General features: G+C 51.6%; 19 protein-coding genes. 5 read left to right on the plus strand and 14 right to left on the minus strand.

From position 1 onward, the window contains the following. Window positions 1-9: 9 nt before the first annotated feature. From BUB30_RS17375 to BUB30_RS17400, 6 genes are all read right to left on the minus strand, one after another. The gene (locus BUB30_RS17375) at window positions 10-2,100 is read right to left on the minus strand and encodes a penicillin-binding protein (RefSeq protein ID WP_073136377.1); all 2,091 of its coding nucleotides are present in this window, start codon (window positions 2,098-2,100) and stop codon (window positions 10-12) included. Then, complete coding sequence (locus BUB30_RS17380; RefSeq protein WP_073136378.1) at window positions 2,090-2,503, minus strand: FtsL-like putative cell division protein; 414 nt, start codon at window positions 2,501-2,503, stop codon at window positions 2,090-2,092. Before BUB30_RS17380 ends, BUB30_RS17375 begins: the two co-directional genes overlap by 11 nt. A gap of 21 nt (window positions 2,504-2,524) precedes the next feature. Further along, window positions 2,525-3,454 carry a 16S rRNA (cytosine(1402)-N(4))-methyltransferase RsmH gene (rsmH, locus tag BUB30_RS17385; protein ID WP_073136380.1) on the minus strand — a complete coding sequence of 310 codons (930 nt, stop codon included), beginning with the start codon at window positions 3,452-3,454 and terminating at the stop codon, window positions 2,525-2,527. A 191-nt stretch (window positions 3,455-3,645) separates the two neighbouring features. Then, window positions 3,646-4,089, minus strand: coding sequence for a division/cell wall cluster transcriptional repressor MraZ (mraZ, locus tag BUB30_RS17390; protein ID WP_073136381.1), 444 nt, complete (start codon window positions 4,087-4,089; stop codon window positions 3,646-3,648). A gap of 270 nt (window positions 4,090-4,359) precedes the next feature. After that, window positions 4,360-6,753, minus strand: coding sequence for a penicillin acylase family protein (locus tag BUB30_RS17395; protein WP_073136383.1), 2,394 nt, complete (start codon window positions 6,751-6,753; stop codon window positions 4,360-4,362). 22 nt (window positions 6,754-6,775) lie between these two features. Further along, complete coding sequence (locus BUB30_RS17400; protein ID WP_073136385.1) at window positions 6,776-7,903, minus strand: CaiB/BaiF CoA transferase family protein; 1,128 nt, start codon at window positions 7,901-7,903, stop codon at window positions 6,776-6,778. A 108-nt stretch (window positions 7,904-8,011) separates the two neighbouring features. On the opposite strand from BUB30_RS17400, the gene BUB30_RS17405 reads away from it, so the two are divergent. Genes BUB30_RS17405 through BUB30_RS17420 form a run of 4 tightly spaced genes read left to right on the plus strand, consistent with a single transcriptional unit; the run spans window position 8,012 to window position 12,191 of the window. Further along, complete coding sequence (locus tag BUB30_RS17405; RefSeq protein ID WP_073136387.1) at window positions 8,012-9,265, plus strand: peroxiredoxin family protein; 1,254 nt, start codon at window positions 8,012-8,014, stop codon at window positions 9,263-9,265. A 20-nt stretch (window positions 9,266-9,285) separates the two neighbouring features. Continuing rightward, window positions 9,286-10,461, plus strand: coding sequence for a tRNA 2-thiouridine(34) synthase MnmA (gene mnmA, locus BUB30_RS17410; protein ID WP_073136389.1), 1,176 nt, complete (start codon window positions 9,286-9,288; stop codon window positions 10,459-10,461). Window positions 10,462-10,511: 50 nt separating this feature from the next. Then, window positions 10,512-11,321, plus strand: coding sequence for a J domain-containing protein (locus BUB30_RS17415; RefSeq protein WP_073136391.1), 810 nt, complete (start codon window positions 10,512-10,514; stop codon window positions 11,319-11,321). A 57-nt stretch (window positions 11,322-11,378) separates the two neighbouring features. Continuing rightward, the gene (locus tag BUB30_RS17420) at window positions 11,379-12,191 is read left to right on the plus strand and encodes a J domain-containing protein (protein WP_073136393.1); all 813 of its coding nucleotides are present in this window, start codon (window positions 11,379-11,381) and stop codon (window positions 12,189-12,191) included. Here BUB30_RS17420 and BUB30_RS17425 read toward each other — a convergent pair. Genes BUB30_RS17425 through BUB30_RS35195 form a run of 3 tightly spaced genes read right to left on the minus strand, consistent with a single transcriptional unit; the run spans window position 12,188 to window position 13,625 of the window. Then, window positions 12,188-12,751, minus strand: a complete 564-nt coding sequence (locus BUB30_RS17425; RefSeq protein ID WP_073136394.1) for a DUF502 domain-containing protein — start codon at window positions 12,749-12,751, stop codon at window positions 12,188-12,190. The genes BUB30_RS17420 and BUB30_RS17425 overlap by 4 nt on opposite strands. Before the next feature lie 47 nt (window positions 12,752-12,798). Next, window positions 12,799-13,488, minus strand: coding sequence for a (d)CMP kinase (gene cmk, locus BUB30_RS17430; protein WP_073136396.1), 690 nt, complete (start codon window positions 13,486-13,488; stop codon window positions 12,799-12,801). Further along, window positions 13,488-13,625, minus strand: coding sequence for a hypothetical protein (locus BUB30_RS35195; RefSeq protein WP_160143468.1), 138 nt, complete (start codon window positions 13,623-13,625; stop codon window positions 13,488-13,490). Before BUB30_RS35195 ends, cmk begins: the two co-directional genes overlap by 1 nt. A 218-nt stretch (window positions 13,626-13,843) precedes the next feature. Here BUB30_RS35195 and BUB30_RS17440 point away from each other — a divergent pair, with 218 nt between their 5' ends. Continuing rightward, window positions 13,844-14,119, plus strand: coding sequence for a hypothetical protein (locus BUB30_RS17440; protein WP_073136400.1), 276 nt, complete (start codon window positions 13,844-13,846; stop codon window positions 14,117-14,119). Between the two features lie 64 nt (window positions 14,120-14,183). Here BUB30_RS17440 and BUB30_RS17445 read toward each other — a convergent pair whose 3' ends face one another. From BUB30_RS17445 to rpsB, 5 genes are all read right to left on the minus strand, one after another. Beyond that, window positions 14,184-15,590, minus strand: a complete 1,407-nt coding sequence (locus BUB30_RS17445) for an MATE family efflux transporter (RefSeq protein ID WP_073136402.1) — start codon at window positions 15,588-15,590, stop codon at window positions 14,184-14,186. A 306-nt stretch (window positions 15,591-15,896) separates the two neighbouring features. Further along, on the minus strand, window positions 15,897-16,610 hold the full coding sequence (locus BUB30_RS17450; protein ID WP_221408735.1) for a head GIN domain-containing protein: 714 nt from the start codon (window positions 16,608-16,610) through the stop codon (window positions 15,897-15,899). Between the two features lie 163 nt (window positions 16,611-16,773). Further along, window positions 16,774-18,126 (minus strand): NAD-dependent succinate-semialdehyde dehydrogenase, encoded by a 1,353-nt coding sequence (locus tag BUB30_RS17455; protein ID WP_073136405.1) that lies wholly within the window; start codon window positions 18,124-18,126, stop codon window positions 16,774-16,776. A gap of 95 nt (window positions 18,127-18,221) precedes the next feature. After that, window positions 18,222-19,055 (minus strand): translation elongation factor Ts, encoded by an 834-nt coding sequence (gene tsf / locus BUB30_RS17460; protein WP_073136407.1) that lies wholly within the window; start codon window positions 19,053-19,055, stop codon window positions 18,222-18,224. Window positions 19,056-19,171: 116 nt separating this feature from the next. After that, window positions 19,172-19,942 carry a 30S ribosomal protein S2 gene (rpsB, locus tag BUB30_RS17465; RefSeq protein ID WP_073136409.1) on the minus strand — a complete coding sequence of 257 codons (771 nt, stop codon included), beginning with the start codon at window positions 19,940-19,942 and terminating at the stop codon, window positions 19,172-19,174. Window positions 19,943-19,950: the final 8 nt, after the last annotated feature.

Below are 19,950 nucleotides of genomic sequence, written 5' to 3' on the forward strand. Positions count from 1 at the left end.
ATACTTTTGTTATCCTAATTTTATAAATACCCGGCTGCCATGACTCACACGTCCTCCCGGCGCCAGGGATTGTTCTTTTACACGACCCTTGCCTTCATAAAAAACTTTCAACCCCGAGCTCTCCAGCAAGTAGATCGCGTCGCGGAAGGTCATTCCCATCACGTCGGGCACCACATTTTTTCCTACGATATTCTTCTTCCAATCCACGCCACTCCCAACGCGCGACGAACGCACCCATTCCTCTTCTGTCAGCGAATGGTTCGACACACCCAGGGCATTGCACAGCATGGTGAGCTCCTGTTGGTTGCCTGCACGGATCACGGGGAGCACGTCTTGCTTTTTGAATTTCTTCACATCCATGGGCTGGTGAAGTTTCAAATCGCGGGCGTAGATGTTGTCGGCTATTTCCTTAAACACCGGCGCCGCCACGCTGCTTCCGTATTGATACCAGCCCCGCGGATTTTTGATCAGGACGATAGCGCTATACTTCGGCGCATGTGCGGGGAAGTAACCCACGAAAGAGGTAATATACTTTTTCGTGTAGCGGCCATGGTCGAGGATCTGAGCGGTTCCGGTTTTTCCGGCAATGCGATAGTGCGTTCCTTTTATGTTCGATGCGGTTCCTCTTTCCACCACCCCTTCCAGCAAAGTCTGCAACTTATCCAGCGTCTTGTCGGAGCAGATCTTTTTGTTGAGCACTTCTGTATCGAAAGACTCTTCCTCCTCGTCGGCTCTGCGGACGGATTTCACAAACACCGGCTTGATCATCTTACCGCCATTGGCCACGGCGTTATACAACGCCAGCGTATGCAATGGAGTGATCTCAAAACCATAACCATAAGCCATCCAGGGAAGACTGATACCGCTCCATCCTTTTTGTCCGGGGCGTTTGATCTTGGGGGTGGGCTCGCCGGCGATCTGCACGCCGAGGGGCTGTGACAACTTGAGCTTATCTACATAATCCACAAACTTCTGTGGACGCAATCCAAAATGTTTATCCACCAACTTGGCCATGGCCACGTTGGAAGAATGCTCGAAGGCCACTTGCACCGAAACTTTTCCCAAACCATTGTCTTCGTGATCGCGCACGGTCTTATTATAGAAAGTGGCTTCACCATTTCCGGTGTCGATGCTATCGGTAAGTTCCACCGGGCTGTCTTCCAGCAAGGCGATCATCGTCACCAGTTTAAACGTCGAGCCCGGCTCAAACAATTGGCCGGTCACAAAATTGAATCGCTCTAAAAAGTTTCCATTGCCGTCGCTGCTCAGGTTGGAGATGGCCTTTATGTTGCCCGTCTCCACCTCCATCACCGCGACCAGACCATCGTCGGCATTGTGTTCGCGCATGGCTTTTTGCAAGGCGGTCTCGGCTACGTCCTGCAAGTTCACGTCCAGCGTGGTTTGCAGGTCGAGACCATCTACAGCTTTCACATTGTTGGCATCGAACACCGGTTTCCAAATGCCCCCGGCAATTTTTTGATAGTAAGCATAACCATCCTGGCCACCCAATTGCTGGTTGAAGCTGTACTCCAACCCGACCCCTTTATCGTTTTCGTTGATGTAGCCAATGGTACGGCCGCTGAGGGTGGAGAACGGGCGATAGCGCACGTCGATCTTTTCAAAGATGGCGCCGCCTCTCAAACGTCCTTCGCGGAAAATGGGCCAGCGCATCATCTCCTTCTTTTCCTGGTAATCGATGTGCTTGCGGCTTAAGATCACATATTGTTTCCCCGTGGCGCGTGCGTCGTTCAGCATGCGCTTATAATCGGTCTTCGACTTATCGCCAAAAAAGCGCGCCAGGTGATAGGCCAGAGAATCCAATCCTTTGGCAAACACTTCATCCTTCGGCAGTGTGGCGTCGAAGGCGATCTTGTAGAAGGGCAGCGACGTGGCCAACAAGCTTCCGTTGTCGGAATAGATATTGCCACGGGTGGCCTTTACGCGTTTATAGTCAAAAGAAATCCGTTCGCCCATGGCGGCCCACTTCTCGCCCTGCACAAATTGAATGTGGCCTGTCTTCACCACCACAGCGATGGCAAACAGCACCACAAACAGGAATGCGACCCGTACTCTTAATAATATGGACTTCTTAATATTCACCTTCTTCTACTTCGATCTTATAGGGTGGTGTCAAACTTTCTTTCAATCCCAGGGGCTGCACTTTGCGGGCGACTTCCGATTGCTTGCTGGCAAACATGAGGTCGGCCTTCAAGGTCGTGTAGTCCGCGCGAAGGTCTTCCACCTCCGCTTGTATGCTGTTGATGTGCCGCACCGTTTTCTCGGCATAGTGTGTATTGCTGATATAGATCAATCCCAACGCCATAATGAACAGGATCTTCGGGAGATATTGAACGGGGAAGCCCTCTTCGAAATAGCTCTCCAGCTTCAACCGCTTTTCGAGACCCGAAAACATGCTGCTGCCGGTGCTGGCCGTAGCCGACGGCTGTGTGCTGCTGTTCCGCTTGGAAGGTTCCGTTCTGATCTTGAACTTATTTTCTATCATACACCTTTACCGTGATATTGTTCAAATCTTTTCTGCTATTCTCAACTTTGCACTCCGCGCCCGGCTGTTCCCGGCAATCTCCTCTTCCGTGGCTTCTACCGGCTTTCGCCCCACGGTTTGAAAAGGCTTGATCTCGTTCCCATAAAAATCCTTCTCCACTTCGCCAAACACTTTCCCTTTGATCATATAGTTCTTCACCATCCGGTCTTCCAGCGAGTGATACGACATCACCACCAGCCGGCCGCCCGGCGCCATCACTTCGCCACATTGGTGCAAAAAATCTTCAAGAGCTTTCATCTCCGTATTCACTTCGATGCGTAACGCCTGAAACACCTGGGCGAAATATTTATTCTCCTTTCCCCGCGGGGCGATGGACTGGAGGGCTGCTTTCAAATCTTCCGTGCGCGCAAAGGGTTTGTTCACCCGTTGCTGCGCCACCATGCGCGCGGCCGTCTTGGCATTCTTCAACTCGCCATACATGCCGAAGAGCTTGTGGAGCTGGTCTTCGCTGTAGTCGTTCAGCACATCGGCGGCCGTCTGCGACTGCGTCTGATCCATGCGCATGTCGAGCGGTCCGTCAAAGCGCGTGGAAAATCCCCGCGCCGGCGAGTCGATCTGGTGCGATGAGATGCCCAGGTCGGCCAGAATGCCGTTCACTTGCGTGACACCATTCAGTTTCAGATACCGCTTCATGTACATGAAGTTGGTTAGACAAAATGTAAAAGAACGGCTCTTGATCTGGTCGGCCTGCTGCCGGGCATCTTCGTCCTGGTCGAAGGCGATCAATCGTCCACCTTTCAGCTGCTCCAGGATTTTCATGCTGTGGCCACCGCCGCCAAAGGTCACATCCACATAAATTCCCTCCGGGTCTATCTGCAACGCCTCGATGCACTCTTTCAGCATCACGGGGCGGTGATAGCTTCCTTCGTTGGGTGTGATCTTCTCTTTCATCGTCTCTTTAATTTGGCGATAAGGGATTGATCACTATTTCTTTCTTCCTTCTCAACATTTCAAGGATCCTGTCACGCTTTCGTTTTCACCATAATAATCTTTCCCAAAGCGACCCCGGGCCGTTACAGCCAGCAGACACTTTTCTCTCACACGCGACTCGTATTTTATCCTGATAACCGGTGATGCACCCGCTATTCATTCAAATACTTTTCAGCCAGCTTAGACAACTCACCCGGATCCTGGATCAAATGCTTCTCGTAGATGGAAGGATTCCAAACCTCGACTTTGTTACCCATCCCGATGAGGATCACATCCTTGTCGAGCTGGGCGTAGGTGAGCATGTTTTTCGGGATCACAAACCGGCCGTTGGCATCCAACTCGACGGTAGCGGTCCCCGAAAAGAAATTCCGCTGGAGTTTTCGGTATTCCTCGTTGAACTCACTCAAGCCTGAGATTTTCGAGAAGACCTTCTTGAACTCCACCATGGGGTAAATAATGAGGCAGGGCTCGAAACCACGGCGCACGACCAGCTCATTGCCACCCCCTTCGGGGAGCTGAGCCTTGATCCGCGAAGGCAGTACAAGCCTGCCTTTGGTATCGAGTTTACTCTCAAATTCACTGGTGAAGAAGGTCATAGACGTAGTGGTTGTCTTTTTCTCCTAAGCAAACATATGTAATTTTATACCACTTTCAACCACTTTACGCCACCTTTTTTCACTTTTTGGCATAATCAGACATAAAATGCCCACAAAAGGCACTTTTAGACGTTCGAAATTGGAGTGAAATGGACGTTGTGGGAAGGTTAATCCTGGATTAAACCTGCTTCACGCCCGGTTTTGACGGGATTTCAACCGTATGTTCTCCCTGGCGAGGCGGTGGGAGAAAGTGGGAGGACTTTTCAGGATTTAAGGCTTCATCACCATTTTGCCTTTCGATCGGGTCTCGATCTCCTTTCGATCCATAAGCATCTGGCGGAATTTGCCGGTGGCAAACATTTCGGCCTGATCGGCATAAAAAGGGCTCATCACGTTGCCCGAATTGCCGGTCGGCGACACCGTTTCGCCCGATCCGACGTCGGACAGATCGGTGATCTTGCGAAGCGCCGGCCCCCCGGTGACGGGAAAAAAGCCGGTGGTGTCCAAATAAAAATGCAGGTTGTTGATCACCTCCATGCCACCCTCCACTTCAAACGGCCCCACGCTGAAAAGGGGATCGAGCAATTTCACCTTTCCCAGCGGGTGGTTGTGTTTGAGGGAATGAATTTTTCCCCAGGTCCATCCCGCGGGGTCGGATCCACTGGTCTGGGTCAACAAGGCGATGGTGTTCTGTGCCGCCTGGGCAAAAATGTCCTGGCGTGTTTCTTTTTTGTCTTTTGTATCCACGTTGTCCCACCAGGCCGACCCATCGTGAGAGATCAGGATGTAGTACGAATTTTTGGTAACCGAAGTAGCCAATATCGATCGCAATGCCGTGTCACCTAATTCGTCTTTCATGGCCAGAAAATAGATCTGCGAAAGCATGTTGTAATAGACCGAGGGCGCTATGTCCGTGGCTTTATGGCTGCCGTCCCATCCGTTCAATGCGCTGATGAGGGGTTCAAATGCCGGGTTCAATGATTGCTTGAGGACCGCAGCCATTTCTCTGGCCACTTCAGGGTGCATGATCGACACATGGTCAAGATTTATTTTTTTGAAATCGGCGGGCTCCCAGGTGGGTTGTTGCTCCAGCAACGCTTTGACCCTGCCCGATCTTCCTTTTGGATAATAGTACCCCGGGTACAACACACCCTCGACGCTGTCGGGTTGATTGTTGGCCGAATACACATAGCCCCACGGTGGGTTTATAGCTTGCGGATTTTTTGAAAAATCATAAAAGCCCAAATACTCATCGTTGCCGCTGCTGCCGTCGAGGAAAAATTTCGACGCCACATGTTTGGCACGGATGGGTAACTTCGCCACTGCCCACCAGGCAATGTTCTTGTCGCGATCGGCATACATCAGGTTGAGACCCGGTGCCGAAAACATCGATGCGGCTTTTCGGGCATCCGCGAAGGTCTGTGCGTGATCGAGCTGATAGGCAGCCTGCAGCGCTTCATTGTCTTCGTGCAGCAAAAGCCACCACAACGCCACGGGATCATCGGTTTTGTTTTCGGTGAGCTGGCTGTTGAAGACCGGGCCATGCCGCGTGGTTTTCACTTCCAATATCTCGTCGGGCTGGCCTTTCACTTTGATGATCTCCTTTCGCACGTCCATGTCCTCCCAGGCATCTTTGAATTTCACCTGGTTTGCATTTTGTGGATTCAGCGTTTCCGTGAAAAAGTCGGCGTCATCGTTTTCAAACATGGTGAGTCCCCAGGCGCAAAAGTCGTTGTTGCCCAGCAAGCCAAAGGGGACACCGGCCAGATGGTGACCATAAAGCCGGAAGCCCGGGTATTCGATGTGGGCTTCGTACCACACGGCCGGTTGCCCAAAGCCGATGTGGGTGTCGTTGGCTAAAATAGGAAACCCCGATTTTGATTTTTCAGCAGACACGGCCCACCCATTGCTGCCTTGCCACATGGCCACGGGAATTTGTTCAAGACTTTCGTTCAGGAACGAGATCAACGAATCGCGCCCATGCGTTTTGGCCGGACCTGCGAAATTTTTTATCAAGACCGCATCGGCTGGATTCTGAACAGCAAAATCTTTCAGGTATTCGTCTCCCCGTTCGGTCCTGATTTTTTGCAGCACCGGGTCGGCACGCAATCCCTCGGCAAAACCAAACGACATGAAGCCTACGGCGAGATAAATGTCTTCCGGGGTGAACTCCGTTTTCGGAATGCCGATGAGGGTGAATTCAAGAGGCGTCTTCCCCGTTTTGATGTAGTGATTGATTCCTTTTTGATACGCCAATGCCGCGCGTTGAAACGCAGCGGTGTCGGACGATAAGAATTTCTGCGCATGTTGTTTGGCAAACTGGTTAAGGCTCAGCGTACGGAACAACTTGTCTACTTTCAGCAACTCCGGGCCTAACACTTCCGACAACCTTCCGGCTGCAGCCCGGCGAAGCATTTCCATTTGGAAGAGTCGGTCTTGTGCGTGCACGTAGCCCAATGCGAAGTAGGCGTCTTCCTCATTTTGTGCATAGATGTGCGGGACACCATAATCATCGAACAACACCTCCACTTCGGATTTCAGACCAGCGACCTTCAGGGTGCTTGTGTAGTCGGGTGCCGTGGTTCTCATGTAGAGATAAACTCCGGCCACGAGAAGGATCACAAGAATTACCAAACCGATCAATACGCGTTTTATGAGCTTCATGCAGGAAGATTTTTATTTACGTTTAATGCACACCCAATTTTGCCAGGATCTCAACCGTATGTTCTCCCAAATGTGGCGGTGGGAGAAGGCGACCGGATTTTTCAGACATCGGCTGTGCCGCATAGGTCTTCACGCCCTGGCGATCGATCGAACGGAGAATCATTTCTTGTGCCTCCGGAGTTTCGAATACATTTTGCACTGTGCTGATGCGCCCGCCCGGGATCTTGCGGTCGCGAAGGGCCTGGACAAGGTTGGCCGATGACTGCTGGCCAATCTTTTCCCGAAGCACGGTGTTGAGCTGCGGCCGGTTGGCCACCCGGGCTGGGTTGGTCACAAAGTGCTGGTCGGTTGCCGTTTCCGGGATCCCCAGCACCGCGCAGAGGTCCGAAAACTGGCGATCGTTGCCCACCGACAACAGGAATTCGACGTTATCGGCCGTTTTGAACACATCGCCATACGGCGCAATGTTGGGGTGCGCCGACCCCTTTTTCTCCGGCACCTGGCCGGCAACCAGCCAGTTGGTGGCCTGGTTTACCAGGGAAGCCACGGCCGCCTGGATGAGCGACACCTCCACGAATTGGCTGCCACCTGTCTTTTGCTGCCGCAGCATGGCCACTAAAATGCCTTCCTTTAAATGATGCCCGGCCAGCACATCGATCAGCGCCACGGGCATCTTCAACGATTCGCCACCGGGCGCCCCGTTCATATACATAAAACCCGACTCTGCCTGGATCACAGCGTCATAGCCCACGCGGGCGTCGTGTGAGCCATAGCCGGTGATCTGGCCGTAGATCAGGTTGGGTTGGAGTGTTCTGAGCGTGTCATAGTCCACCCCAAGCCGGGCGGCGTCGCCGGGTTTGTAGCTGGCAATGACGATCTCGGATTGGCGGACCAGGGCATGGACGATCCGGCGACCTTCGTCGGTGTCGAGCTTTAGGGCCACGGACTTTTTGCCAAAGTTCACCGCGCAGAAATAGGCCGAGCGGTCGTCGGTTTGTTCGCCGGCGGCCTTCCAGGTGCGGGTCACGTCGCCACCCGATGCGGGGTTTTCGACCTTGATCACTTCAGCGCCAAGCTCGGCAAAAAACTGGCCTACGCTGGGGCCCGCCAATACGGTGGCCAATTCCAATATTCTCAGGTGCTCAAACATGTATCTATATCGTTTGAAAGAGACGATTAAAGGCAAAATCCTTACTTCCGCCCAAATTGTAAATCATTTCTCGCATTTTTGTGTTTTGGCCATTACAAAACAGTGAAAATGAAGCGAATTGTTATTGCTGCTCTTACCCTTGTCAGCCTGGCGGGATGCCTCGCAAAAAAAGAAACGCAGCAAGTATTAAAGACCGGCACCTGGCGCGCCACCATCGAGATCCAAGGCCAGCCCCTGCCCTTCAATATCGATATTGAAAAAGACAAAGCCGACGGCTATGACGTCTACCTGCGCAACGCCGAAGAACGCCTGCTCCTGGACGAAGTGACGGTGACCGGCGACTCGGTCGACATCGTCCTCCACGTATTCGACGCCGACATCAAAGCGCGTATCAAAGGCGATACACTCCAGGGTGAATTTATCAAGAACTACGAGAAAGATTATAACCTTCCCTTCCTGGCGGTATACGGACAAACCTATCGCTTTGAAAAAGGTCTGACACAGGACAGCATTCCCGACTTCAGCGGCAAGTATGCCGTAAACTTCGTACATGAAGCCGACACCACGGTAGCCGTAGGCATCTTCAAACAAATCGGCGATAGCGTAACCGGCACATTCCTCACGCCCACGGGCGACTATCGTTACCTGCAGGGCAACGTCGCCAACGGCATGTTGCAACTGAGCACGTTCGATGGCAACCACGCCTATATTTTCACTGCCATCAAAACACCCGATGGCAAACTGATGGGCGAATACTATTCCGGCAAGACCTGGATGGAGTTTTGGGTGGGCCAGAAAAATGACAACGCTGCGCTACCCGACGCCGACAAACTCACCTTCCTGAAAGAAGGCTACGAAACCGTAGCGTTCACCTTCCCGGACGTGACCGGCAAAAAAGTGAGCCTCACCGACGACAAGTACAAAAACAAAGTGGTCATCCTCCAGCTTTTTGGAACGTGGTGCCCCAATTGTATGGACGAAACAAAATTCCTGGCACCATGGTATAAAGAAAATCAAAAGCGGGGCGTGGAGATCATCGGCATGGCCTACGAACGCAAACCCGATTTTGAATATGCCAGCAGCCGCGTGAAGAAAATGGCAGAGAAACTGGATGTGACCTACGACTTTGTGATCGGCGGCACAAACGACAAAGCCCTTGCCTCGGAAACCCTCCCGATGTTGAATGCCGTGGTAGCGTTCCCTACCACCATCTTCATTGGCAAAGACGGCAAAGTGAAGAAAATCCACACCGGGTTTTCCGGACCGGGCACAGGACTTTATTACGAACAATTCGTACAGCATTTTAACGAAACCGTAAATGAACTTTTACGGGAGGATGCCACTTCTAGCATTACGCCATAGTTTTGTAATTTTATAGTGATATGAAGAAAAGGGTTGTTGTTGGTTTGTCGGGAGGAGTGGACTCCAGTGTCACCGCGTATCTGTTGAAAGAACAGGGATACGAGGTGATCGGCATGTTCATGAAGAACTGGCACGACGACACCGTGACCATCAGCAACGAATGCCCCTGGCTGGACGACAGCAACGACGCCATGATCGTGGCTCAACATTTAGGCATTCCTTTCCAGGCCATCGATCTCAGCAAGGAATATAAAGAGCGCATCGTCGACTACATGTTCGCCGAATACCAAGCCGGCCGCACACCCAATCCTGACGTGCTGTGCAACCGCGAGATCAAGTTTGATATTTTCCTGCAGGCCGCTTTAAAACTGGGCGCCGAATATGTGGCAACCGGTCACTATGCGCGCAAAGACTCATTTGAGAAGGACGGCAAGACCGTGTACCGGTTGCTGAGCGGCAAGGATCCCAACAAAGATCAAAGCTATTTTCTTTGCCAACTCACGCAAGAACAATTGTCAAAGGCCCTCTTCCCTATTGGTGAATTATTGAAGCCGGAAGTGCGCGCCATCGCCAAGAAGATTGATTTGGTGACGGCCGATAAAAAAGATTCACAAGGACTTTGCTTTGTGGGCAAAGTTCACTTGCCGGATTTTCTGCAACAACGCCTCCAACCCAAAACGGGCAAAGTGATCGAGATCGATGCAGCGGCATCCGTTTTCAAAAATGGTTATGCCGCCGATGATCTCCGCGCACTTTCCGCGCACTATGAATTGGCCCCCGAACAAGGTGAAGTGATCGGCGAACATAAAGGAGCGCACTACTACACCATCGGCCAGCGCAAAGGACTTAACCTCGGCGGATTTGAAAAGCCGTTGTTTGTGATTGGTACGGACACTGAAAAGAATGTGATCTATACCGGTATGGGCGAAGATCATCCAGGGCTTTATCGCAAGGCATTGTTTATCCCCAACAGCGACGAGCATTGGGTCCGTAAAGACCTTGCTTTAGCGGTGGGTGAATCAAAAGATTATCTCACGCGCATCCGTTATCGTCAGCCGTTGATGGGGTGCACGCTGCATAAAAGAGAGGAAGGACTTTACATTACGTTCGAGAAGCCTCAGAAGAGCATTACGCCGGGGCAATTTGCGGCGTGGTATGAGGGTGAGGAGTTGGTAGGTTCGGGTGTGATCTCATAGTTCAACTTTGTCATTCCCTTTTTCTGTTTTGGGGCTAATCCGTATATCCGTTGGATTATTATCAGATCCTGAATGTCTCTGCAAGGGCCTCCGACCGGGAGATCAAACTGGCGTATCGCACCCTGGTTAAAAAATATCATCCCGACAGAAATCCCTCCGAACAGGCGAGGGAAATAACAGCCCAACTCAACGAAGCTTATGAGGTATTGTCCGATCCCATAAAAAGATCCCAATATGACAATAGGTTTTATCAGGCGTTTTCCGAACCCGTCTACGAAGAAGATCCGCGTGAGGTCTATCGGCGTGAATATGTGCGACGAAAACAAAAAGAGGCGAAATGGGAGGCGCGTCGGAGCGAAGAAAAGAAAAAGGACTTTCGGCATATCCATTTCGTGGTGGCGCGGACGTTAAGCTTCCCGCTGCTTGCCCTGAGCTTTTTTCTTTTACTCGACCGCTATTCGCCAACCATCAGCGAACGCCACATGGTGGTCGCAGGTTGGCAAGTACGCGTCACTGGGGGAGACACCTTGACATTTCTACGAACGTCAACCTCTACCTTTGAAGTGCCGGAGCATATGCACATCCGCTATGACTACGACGGCGATCCGGAGGTGCCGATGATGTTCAAAACGTCACCCCTCCTACATCGGCTCAAAGGTGTTGTGGTCGACGATGGCCATGGGCGGCAGGAATTTTCCCCGGTGGGAACTCCTAAAAATCCGTACCTGGTCTGGCCGCTTTTTATATGTTCCGCGATGGTCGCACTCCATCGCAAATACTCACCTCAGATAACGGCGTTAAATTTCGGACAACTGCTTTTCTTTATCATCCTGATGTTCCAATTTTCAGCTCACGGTTAATCTTGTCATTTTGGATTATCCGTCCCCCGGTACTATTTTAGACCCTGGTAAATTCAGTTGACGCACTACGAGATCCTTGGTCTTTCCGGCTTGGCTACAGCCGACGATGTTAACGCGGCATATGCGCGCCGGGTCAATGAACATTTGTCTCAACCCGCCGAAGACTCGCCCCAAATTATGGCACAACTGAAAGCGGCCTATGCCGTACTTTCCGACCCCGTGCTGCGGGCACAATACGATCAGCAACTTTACGGGTCATCACCTGAACAGACTGCGGTTGAATATGTAGTGGAAGAAGAAGACCCGGCCGAAGTTTACCGGAGAGAATACATTCAAAAAAAACAACTCGAAAAAGAAAAAGCCCATCGCGCCAATGAGGCCTGGCGAAGGGGCATTTTCCGGATCATGCGGGTCGTAAATTTTGTGATCCTGGCCTTTGCCATCACGCTGACGCTCGACTACTTCTTACCGGGTCGGATGAACGAGGAGTGGTCCATCCGCGAGTGGTCGGAGCAGCGCGGTGGCGGCAGACACAGGTACACTGCCTGTATGATAAAGACGATGCACTTTACGATCCGGGTGCCCTGCAGCCTTTACTACGGATATCATTACAACGCTGATGAGCCCCAATCGCTCTTCATCCTCGAAACGACCGTCTTCAAAATACCCCGGACCATCTCATACAAAGACGGTCAAAAAATGATCACCCTCTCGCTGCCGGACACCTTTTATTCCTTCGGCCTGATGAAACCGCTATTCCTTTTAGGCATTACGTTCGGTATACTCCTGATACGACGCTATAATTATTCGACGTTCCAGTTCTGCTTCATGCCCGTTTGTGCGTTGTTTATCACCCTCGCATGGATTTAGGATTCTCTGAATCCACTCACTCCACCCGACACAATAAACTTCATCGCCGTAGGCCCGGAAATATTCAAGGGCTTGATATTCTCTTTCGAAACAAAATAGTGAAAGCCCGAAAAGGCATAGGAATGCGGAAAGTAAACCACCACCATATCGGTCAACCCCAGTTCCGTCAGGTCGGGTTGGGTGATGAATCCGATCTGGTATAAATTATTATCCTTGTTGATGCGCACCAGCACGGGTTTGTTGAATTTCTTTTTGTCGCCCACGAACGCGCCCAACAAATCTTTTACGGCCGAGTAGATCAGCTTCACCAACGGGATTCTGTTCATTCCATGATCGAACCAATCGGCAAAAGTCTTGAATGCAAAATTAGTGGTCAGGTATCCGAAGCCTGTGATCGTAACAATGATGATAAGGAATCCCAATCCCGGATACGGAAGATTCAACAGTTTGTCCAGACTTTGAAACGAGAAGTATATGAAATAGGCCGTAGCAACAAGGGGTACGATAAAAAGCGTACCGCTAAAAAAGTAACGAATAAAACGCCTGAAAGTACTATCCATGGGGGTTACGTTTACACTACTCTCCTACTCCTTCAAAAATCCACCGGTCAGTGCAACACGATCATCTTGGCCAGCGCCAGGCGCACCACTTCGTCCACTTGTTCTTCGAGGGTGACGTGTGTGGTATCGAGGACGAGCGCGTCTTCGGCTTGCCGGAGCGGGCTTTCCTTGCGGGTGGTATCGATCTTGTCGCGTTGCAAAATATTGTCCACCACATCGTCGAGATCCACCATCTGGTTTTTCTCCAGCAGTTCACGTTGTCTCCGGAAGGCGCGCGTCAACAGATCGGCCGTCATGAAAACCTTCAGCTCGGCCTGGGGAAACACCACGGTGCCGATGTCGCGACCGTCCATGACCACGCCGCGCTCTTTTCCCAAGCGCCGTTGTTGCTCTACCATGGCCAGACGCACTTCTTTGATGGTGCTCACGGGGCTCACCATTTCCGATACGCGCATGGTGCGGATGGGCTTCTCAACGTTGAGACCGTTGAGGTAGGTCTCCGATTTGTTTTTTGAACTGATCTTAAAGGTGATATGAATATCCTGTAGCGCGCGGGCCACCTCCTTGGGGTTGGTCATGGCCACATGGTGATCCAGAAAATAGAGCGTGACGGCGCGATACATGGCGCCCGTGTCGATGTAGCGATAGCCGAGAATATTGGAGACCTCTTTTGCCGTACTGCTCTTTCCGCAAGCCGAATATCCGTCGATGGCGATGACGATTTTACGAAGGTTCATCAGCAATCCTTTTGAGGACAAGGGATCGGTTTTCCAGGTTTCAGCTTTTTATGCTTTTTGGCATGATGCGACGACGAGCAGGCTTCCACCAGAAGCACCAGCACCATCAGGAGGGAAAAACGAATAATTCTCTTCACAGTGTTGCTTTTGTTTGGACCAAAAATAGGGCAAATGATGCCACAAACCTTTCTCTCCGACACTTTATTTTGACCACTCGGCCAAAATCCAGCCCCCAACGGCGTGTTTCCGCACACTGCCTGGCGGCTGGCCTGGGATGGAAAAATCGATGTTTGTACCTGCATACCCCATGTTTTTGACAGCTCGCTTTAGTAAATTGTAAAAAAAACAAGGTGTAATGGAAACGAACGATCAAGGCAAAAACGAAAAGACCTTTAATAATTTCGGCAAAAAAATAGACGATTTTATGGTCGAACTCAATGAAGCGGGAGACCGACTGCAAAAAGAATTCCATTTGAAATACGAAGAGCTGAAAGTGTCGGCCGAAAAATTCCGCAACGATGCCGAAAACAAAGAGCGCTGGCGCGAAGTGGAGGCCAGCCTGAAAAAAGCCGGCGACGAATTGGGCAATGCTTTCAAAGCAGCCTTCAAGAAAAAGGAAGATCCGAAATAATCACGTCCCTAAAAAAAAAATCGTTGCGCCCTGTACAGGCGCAACGATCTATTACGCATACCTTCTATACTTTCGCCAACTTCCATTTTCCCTGTCGGAAAATGATGATGCCGGCAATCGCCATGAGCGATTCGGCAATGGCGATGGCAGCATACACGCCTCTCGTACCCACCTGGAAGGTCTCCGCCAGCAAATAGGCCAATGGAATTTGAAAAAGCCAGAAACCCACAAAGCTGATCATCGTCGGCGTGCGCGTATCGCCGGCCCCATTGAACGACTGGTTGATCACCATGCTAAACGCATAGAAGACGTAGCCCAGGGAAACGATTTGCAAACACTCCGCACCCTGTTCGATCGCGGCAGGGTCTATCGAGAACAACCCAATGATCGGCCGGGCCAGCAGAAAGAACACGACGGTAACGATTCCCAGGAAAATCATATTCAAAAAGGCCGCTCTCCATGCCGATTGCTCCGCGCGATCAGGATGACCCGCACCCAAATTTTGTCCCACCAGGGTTGCCGCCGCATTGGCCATTCCCCACGCGGGCAGGATCGCGAACACGATCACCCGAATGGCAAATGTATAGCCTCCCAAAGCAGCTTCTCCAAAGCTGGACATGATGCGATTCAAAAAGATCCAACTGCCCGACCCGATCAGAAACTGGCCCGTGCTTCCGGACGATATCACAATGAGGCGCCAAACAATATGCCATTGGGCCACCAGGTGTTTTGCGTGAAGCATGATGATCCCCTTGCCCCGCACCAAATGATACAATTGATAGAGCACGCCGATGCTCCGGCCCGTGGTCGTCGCAATCGCCGCGCCCTCCACACCGAACGCCGGGATGGGCCCCAACCCAAAGATGAAAATCGGATCGAGGATCATGTTCACCAGGTTTGCCAGGATCAGCGATCTCATCGCGATAGAGGCATCGCCTGCGCCGCGAAAAACACCATTGATCAGGAATAGCAACATGATCGACATGTTTCCGGTGATCATCCACCGTGTATAGCCAGAGTTTTTTTCGATAAGCAATTCACTGCCCCCCATGAGGCGCAGTAAGTCTTCCGAAAACAAGATCCCGACAACACTGATCGCGAGCGACAAGATTATCCCAAGCAAAACCGCCTGAGCGCCGGCTTCTTTTGCGGCTTCAATATCTTTCTCGCCCACACGGCGCGCGACCATGGCCGTGGCGCCGATGCCCAGGCCCATCGCCAGAGAATAAATCAAGCTGAGTAAAGACTCGGTTAAGCCGATGGTGGCAATGGCACTGTTATCGTGCAACTGACCGACAAAGAAAGCATCGACCACAGCAAACAGCGACTCCATGGCCATCTCCAACACCATCGGAATGGCTAAAAGAAGAATGGCCTTGTCGATGCTTAAGACGGTATAATCCTGTTGATCTCCTCTTATCGCTTGTTTAAAAAGTCGAAAAAAGGAATTGACTTTTATAGAAAATGACATGAAATGACTTTAATAGATTGAGAAAAAAAATAAAAAAGGAAGAGAGCCCCCGGTAATGTGGCTTTTTAGAGAAGGGGACGGACCATATCCGTCATGGAGAAAGCGAGGCTGTTCATAGGCGTAATGATTGCGCTTGCTAGGGCTTACGTTAAAGACCGGTGAAAGGTTGGGATTTCGCCCGAACAATTTCAGATAAGTTCATATCCCTTGGGGCACGAACCGTGACGCCCACGATTCAAAATTCTATAAAAAAGAAAAAGACCATCCCAAGACGGCCCTTTCATTTACGGGTTGTGTTGCTTTTTATCAGTCTTTTTGAACGCTGCTGGCGCCCGATACATTGGAGTTTACCGAAGGATTTCCACGATACAAAATCGAACTGGCACCGCCCGCAACGACGTTGAGCTCATCCGAAACCGTAACCTTTCCGCTACTGGCGCCCGACACATTAATATCTGCTTTGCCCACCGGATAGTCGAAAGCGCTCAAAATCGATGCGCCCGACACCTCCGCTTTCAACTCATCGCCCAACCCAAAAAGATGCAGGCTGGAGGCGCCGGACAGCACGAGGTTAACTTTGCGATAGCCTGCGTCCAGTTGCGATACCGACGCGCCCGAAAGATAAATGCTCAGATCCTCGTCGCTCTCGAAGCCGATGATGCGGGATTCGGTGGCGCCGGAGAAGTTCACTTCTTTTAGCTTGGGCATCGTGATGGTGATGTAGGTGTCGTGACGGCGGTTGGCGTTGTCATCGAATTTGATGATGAGGGTGCTGCCGCTTTTAAAAACGTCGAGATCGTTCAGGTTGCGGCGGTCGCCACGGATTTCGATGCTAAAGGTGTTGGCTTGCTCCACGCGAATATTGAAGGCACTGCCCATTTCCAGGCGGTCGAAGTCAACCAGAGAGTAGGTTTCCGTGGAGTCCTGCAGAGGGCCGGGATCTTCCGTGTGGTCGCAGCCGGCGAGCGCGGCAACGAGGAGACATAGTGAGACCGAGAGCGTTTTGATGTACTTCTGCATAAGGGGGTTCATTTGGTTTCCTCGTTAGGACAACCAAGTTTGGAATTACCCCTATGCTGAATAAAAAAAATGCAGAACCGCCTTCCCTACTCGCCGACTTGCCCGTCGTAGCTTTAGCGAAGACGGGAGCTTTAGCGAAGGAGGGCGGTTCAAAATGATTTTTTCAGGCGATGGAAATCGTCTTCACATTCACAAATTCCTTGATCCCCGCCTCCGAAAGCTCCCTTCCATAACCGGACTTCTTAATCCCCCCAAATGGCAACCGCTGATCGGATTTCATCAACGCGTTAATAAACACCGACCCCGACTCGACCTCCCGCGCCAAACGCTCGCCGCGCTCAATATCCTTCGTCCAGATGGAAGCGCCCAACCCATACCGGCTGGCATTCGCCAATTGCACCGCCTCCTCTTCCGTGCGCGCCGTGATCACCGCCGCCAGTGGCCCAAAGGTCTCTTCATCAAACGCCGGGATGCCGGGTTTCACATTATCCAATAATATAGGCTGGACGTTCGCCTGCTGGCGTTGCCCGCCGGTCACCAACCGGGCGCCCAGTTTCACCGATGCGTTCAATTGCTTCTCCAGCGACTCCGCCAGGTCCACCCGCGCCACAGGTCCCATGGAAATGTTGCCATCAAAAGGATCGCCCTGACGCAAGGCTTTAATGTTTTCCGCGAAGCGGCTCAGGAACTCTTCCTTCACCTGCTCCACGACAATGAACCGCTTGGCACTGATACACGATTGCCCCGCATTTTGCATCCGCGACTGCGTGGCGATCTTTGCCGTCTTCTCCAGGTCGGCATCGGCCAATACAATAAAAGGATCGCTGCCTCCCAGCTCAAGCACGGTTCGCTTAATATGTTTTCCGGCAATCGCCGCCACTTGCGAGCCCGCAAACTCGCTTCCCGTCAACGCCACACCTTGAACGACATCGGACTCCAGGACGCTTTCGATGACCTTGTTGTCGATCAACAGCGACTGAAATACACCGTCGGGAAAACCCGCTTCGCGAAACACCTTCTCCAGCAGCAATGAACATTTCGAAACGGTCGACGCATGTTTCAGCAAGCCTACGTTCCCTGCCATCAGCGCGGGGGCGGCAAACCGGATGACTTGCCAGAAGGGAAAATTCCAGGGCATCACGGCCAGTATGGCACCCGTTGGGTGGTGCGACACCAGGCTTCGGCGGGCGTCGGTGGCGATGATCTGATCGGCGAGGAATTTCTCGGCGTTGTTCGCGAAGAACTCGCAGGCACCGGCGCTTTTTTCGATTTCGGCGCGGGCCTCACCGATCACTTTGCCCATCTCCAGCGTGATGGTGCGGGCATATTCTTCTTTGTTTGCTCGCAGCAGGACGGCGGCCTTCTGCATGAGCGTTGCGCGCTCGATAAAGGTGGTGCGCTTCCAGCTTTGATAAGCTTTGCCAGCCGTGTCAAGTTTTTTTTGAACCGTGGAGGCATCCATGGGCTGAAATTCTCCAACGACAGATTGATCAAATGGGTTGATGGATCGTAGCATGGTGAAATAACGTATGGGCGTTCAAAAAGATTAACAGCAAAAAGAAAAGCCAGGTTCATCACCTGGCTTTTGCTCTATCGATTAACAGCGGAAAATTATCCGATGGCTATGCGCTTGAATTCGGCTACCGTCAATCCCTTCGTCACGCTGTCGAGGTATTGGGCTACCGTTTTGGAATTGTCTTTCACAAAGATCTGGTGCAGCAGGGTGTTGTCCTTGAAGAACTTCTGCAGCTTGCCTTGTGCGATCTTGTCCACCATGTTGGCGGGCTTGCCTTCGGCGAGGATCTGTGCCTTGGCGATCTCCAGTTCTTTTTCGATGATGCTGGTGTCTACCGACTTCTCGTCGATGCCCACCGGGTTCATGGCGGCGATCTGCATGCCCACGTCTTTGCCGGCTTCGGTCACGTCCTTGCCGTTCACGCCTTTCAGCGAAACGAGCACGCCCAGTTTGGAACCGGCGTGGATATAGGGAACGATGGCTTCGCCTTTCATGTGAACATACTCGCTCACTTCGATCTTCTCGCCGATCTTGCCCACCAGCTCAACGATCTTGTCGTTGATGGTGAGGTCGCCAGCCTTCAGGGTCAACAAAGCTTCCTTATCGGCGGGCTTGTTGGCGAAAGCGGTTTCGGCGATCAGTTTGCCGAGGGATTGGAACTCTTCGTTTTTACCAACGAAGTCGGTTTCGCAATTCAGGGCGATGAGCACGGCTTCTTTGTTGTCGTTGCTCACTTTAATGAATACCGAACCTTCTTTGGCGTCTCTATCAGAACGGGAAGCAGAAACTTTCTGTCCTTTCTTTCTCAGGATTTCAATAGCTTTTTCAAAATCGCCGTCGGCTTCGGTGAGGGCTTTTTTACAATCCATCATGCCGGCGCCGGTCATTTGGCGAAGCTTGTTTACATCTTGTGCTGAAATTGCTGACATAATTATTTTTTGATTTACGAGTGGTTGAATATGGGATCGGCTTTAAACAAATCGTCCTACCAGCTTCTGTGTTGCAAAGCGGCAGGACGACCAAAAGCTTAATATCGTAATGGAAATTATTTTGCTTCTTCTACTGCTTCGTCAACGCGTCTTTTTTCATCCTCGTCTTTCTTGTGCGCAGCATCTTCCTTGTCTTTCTTGCGCTCCTGCAGCGATTCTTCGATCACCTTACCAACGTGTTTGGTGAGGATCGAGATCGATTTGAAAGCGTCGTCGTTGGCCGGGATCGGGAAATCCACGCCGGAAGGATCGGAGTTGGTATCCACCAGTGCAAACACGGGGATGTTCAACTTTTGAGCTTCGGTCACAGCGATGTGTTCGCGTTTTACGTCGATCACAAAAAGCGCTGCAGGCAGTCTGTTCAGGTCGGCGATACCGCCCAACAGTTTTTCAAGCTTTGCTTTTTCGCGGGTGATCATGAGGCGTTCGCGTTTTGCCAGGTTGGTAAACGCTTCGTCTTTCATGAGTTTCTCGATCGAAGAAAGTTTCTTCAGCGACTTGCGGATCGTGGCGAAGTTGGTGAGCATACCACCCAACCAGCGTTCGGTCACGAACGGCATGTTGAGGCGTTTTGCTTCTTCCGTCACGATGTCTTTCGCCTGTTTCTTCGTTGCCACGAACATGATCTTGCGACCGGAGCGAACGATGTTTCTCAGGGCGAACGTTGCCTCATCGAGGCGCGCCAGGGTTTTGTTCAGGTCGATGATGTGGATGCCGTTGTTTTCCATGAAGATGTATTCCGACATCTTCGGGTTCCACTTGCGGGTAAGGTGACCAAAGTGTACACCTGCATCCAACAGTTCCTGATATGTTAATTTTTCAGCCATTCTCTTTA

It is taken from the genome of Chryseolinea serpens (assembly GCF_900129725.1).
In the GTDB taxonomy this organism is placed as follows: domain Bacteria; phylum Bacteroidota; class Bacteroidia; order Cytophagales; family Cyclobacteriaceae; genus Chryseolinea; species Chryseolinea serpens.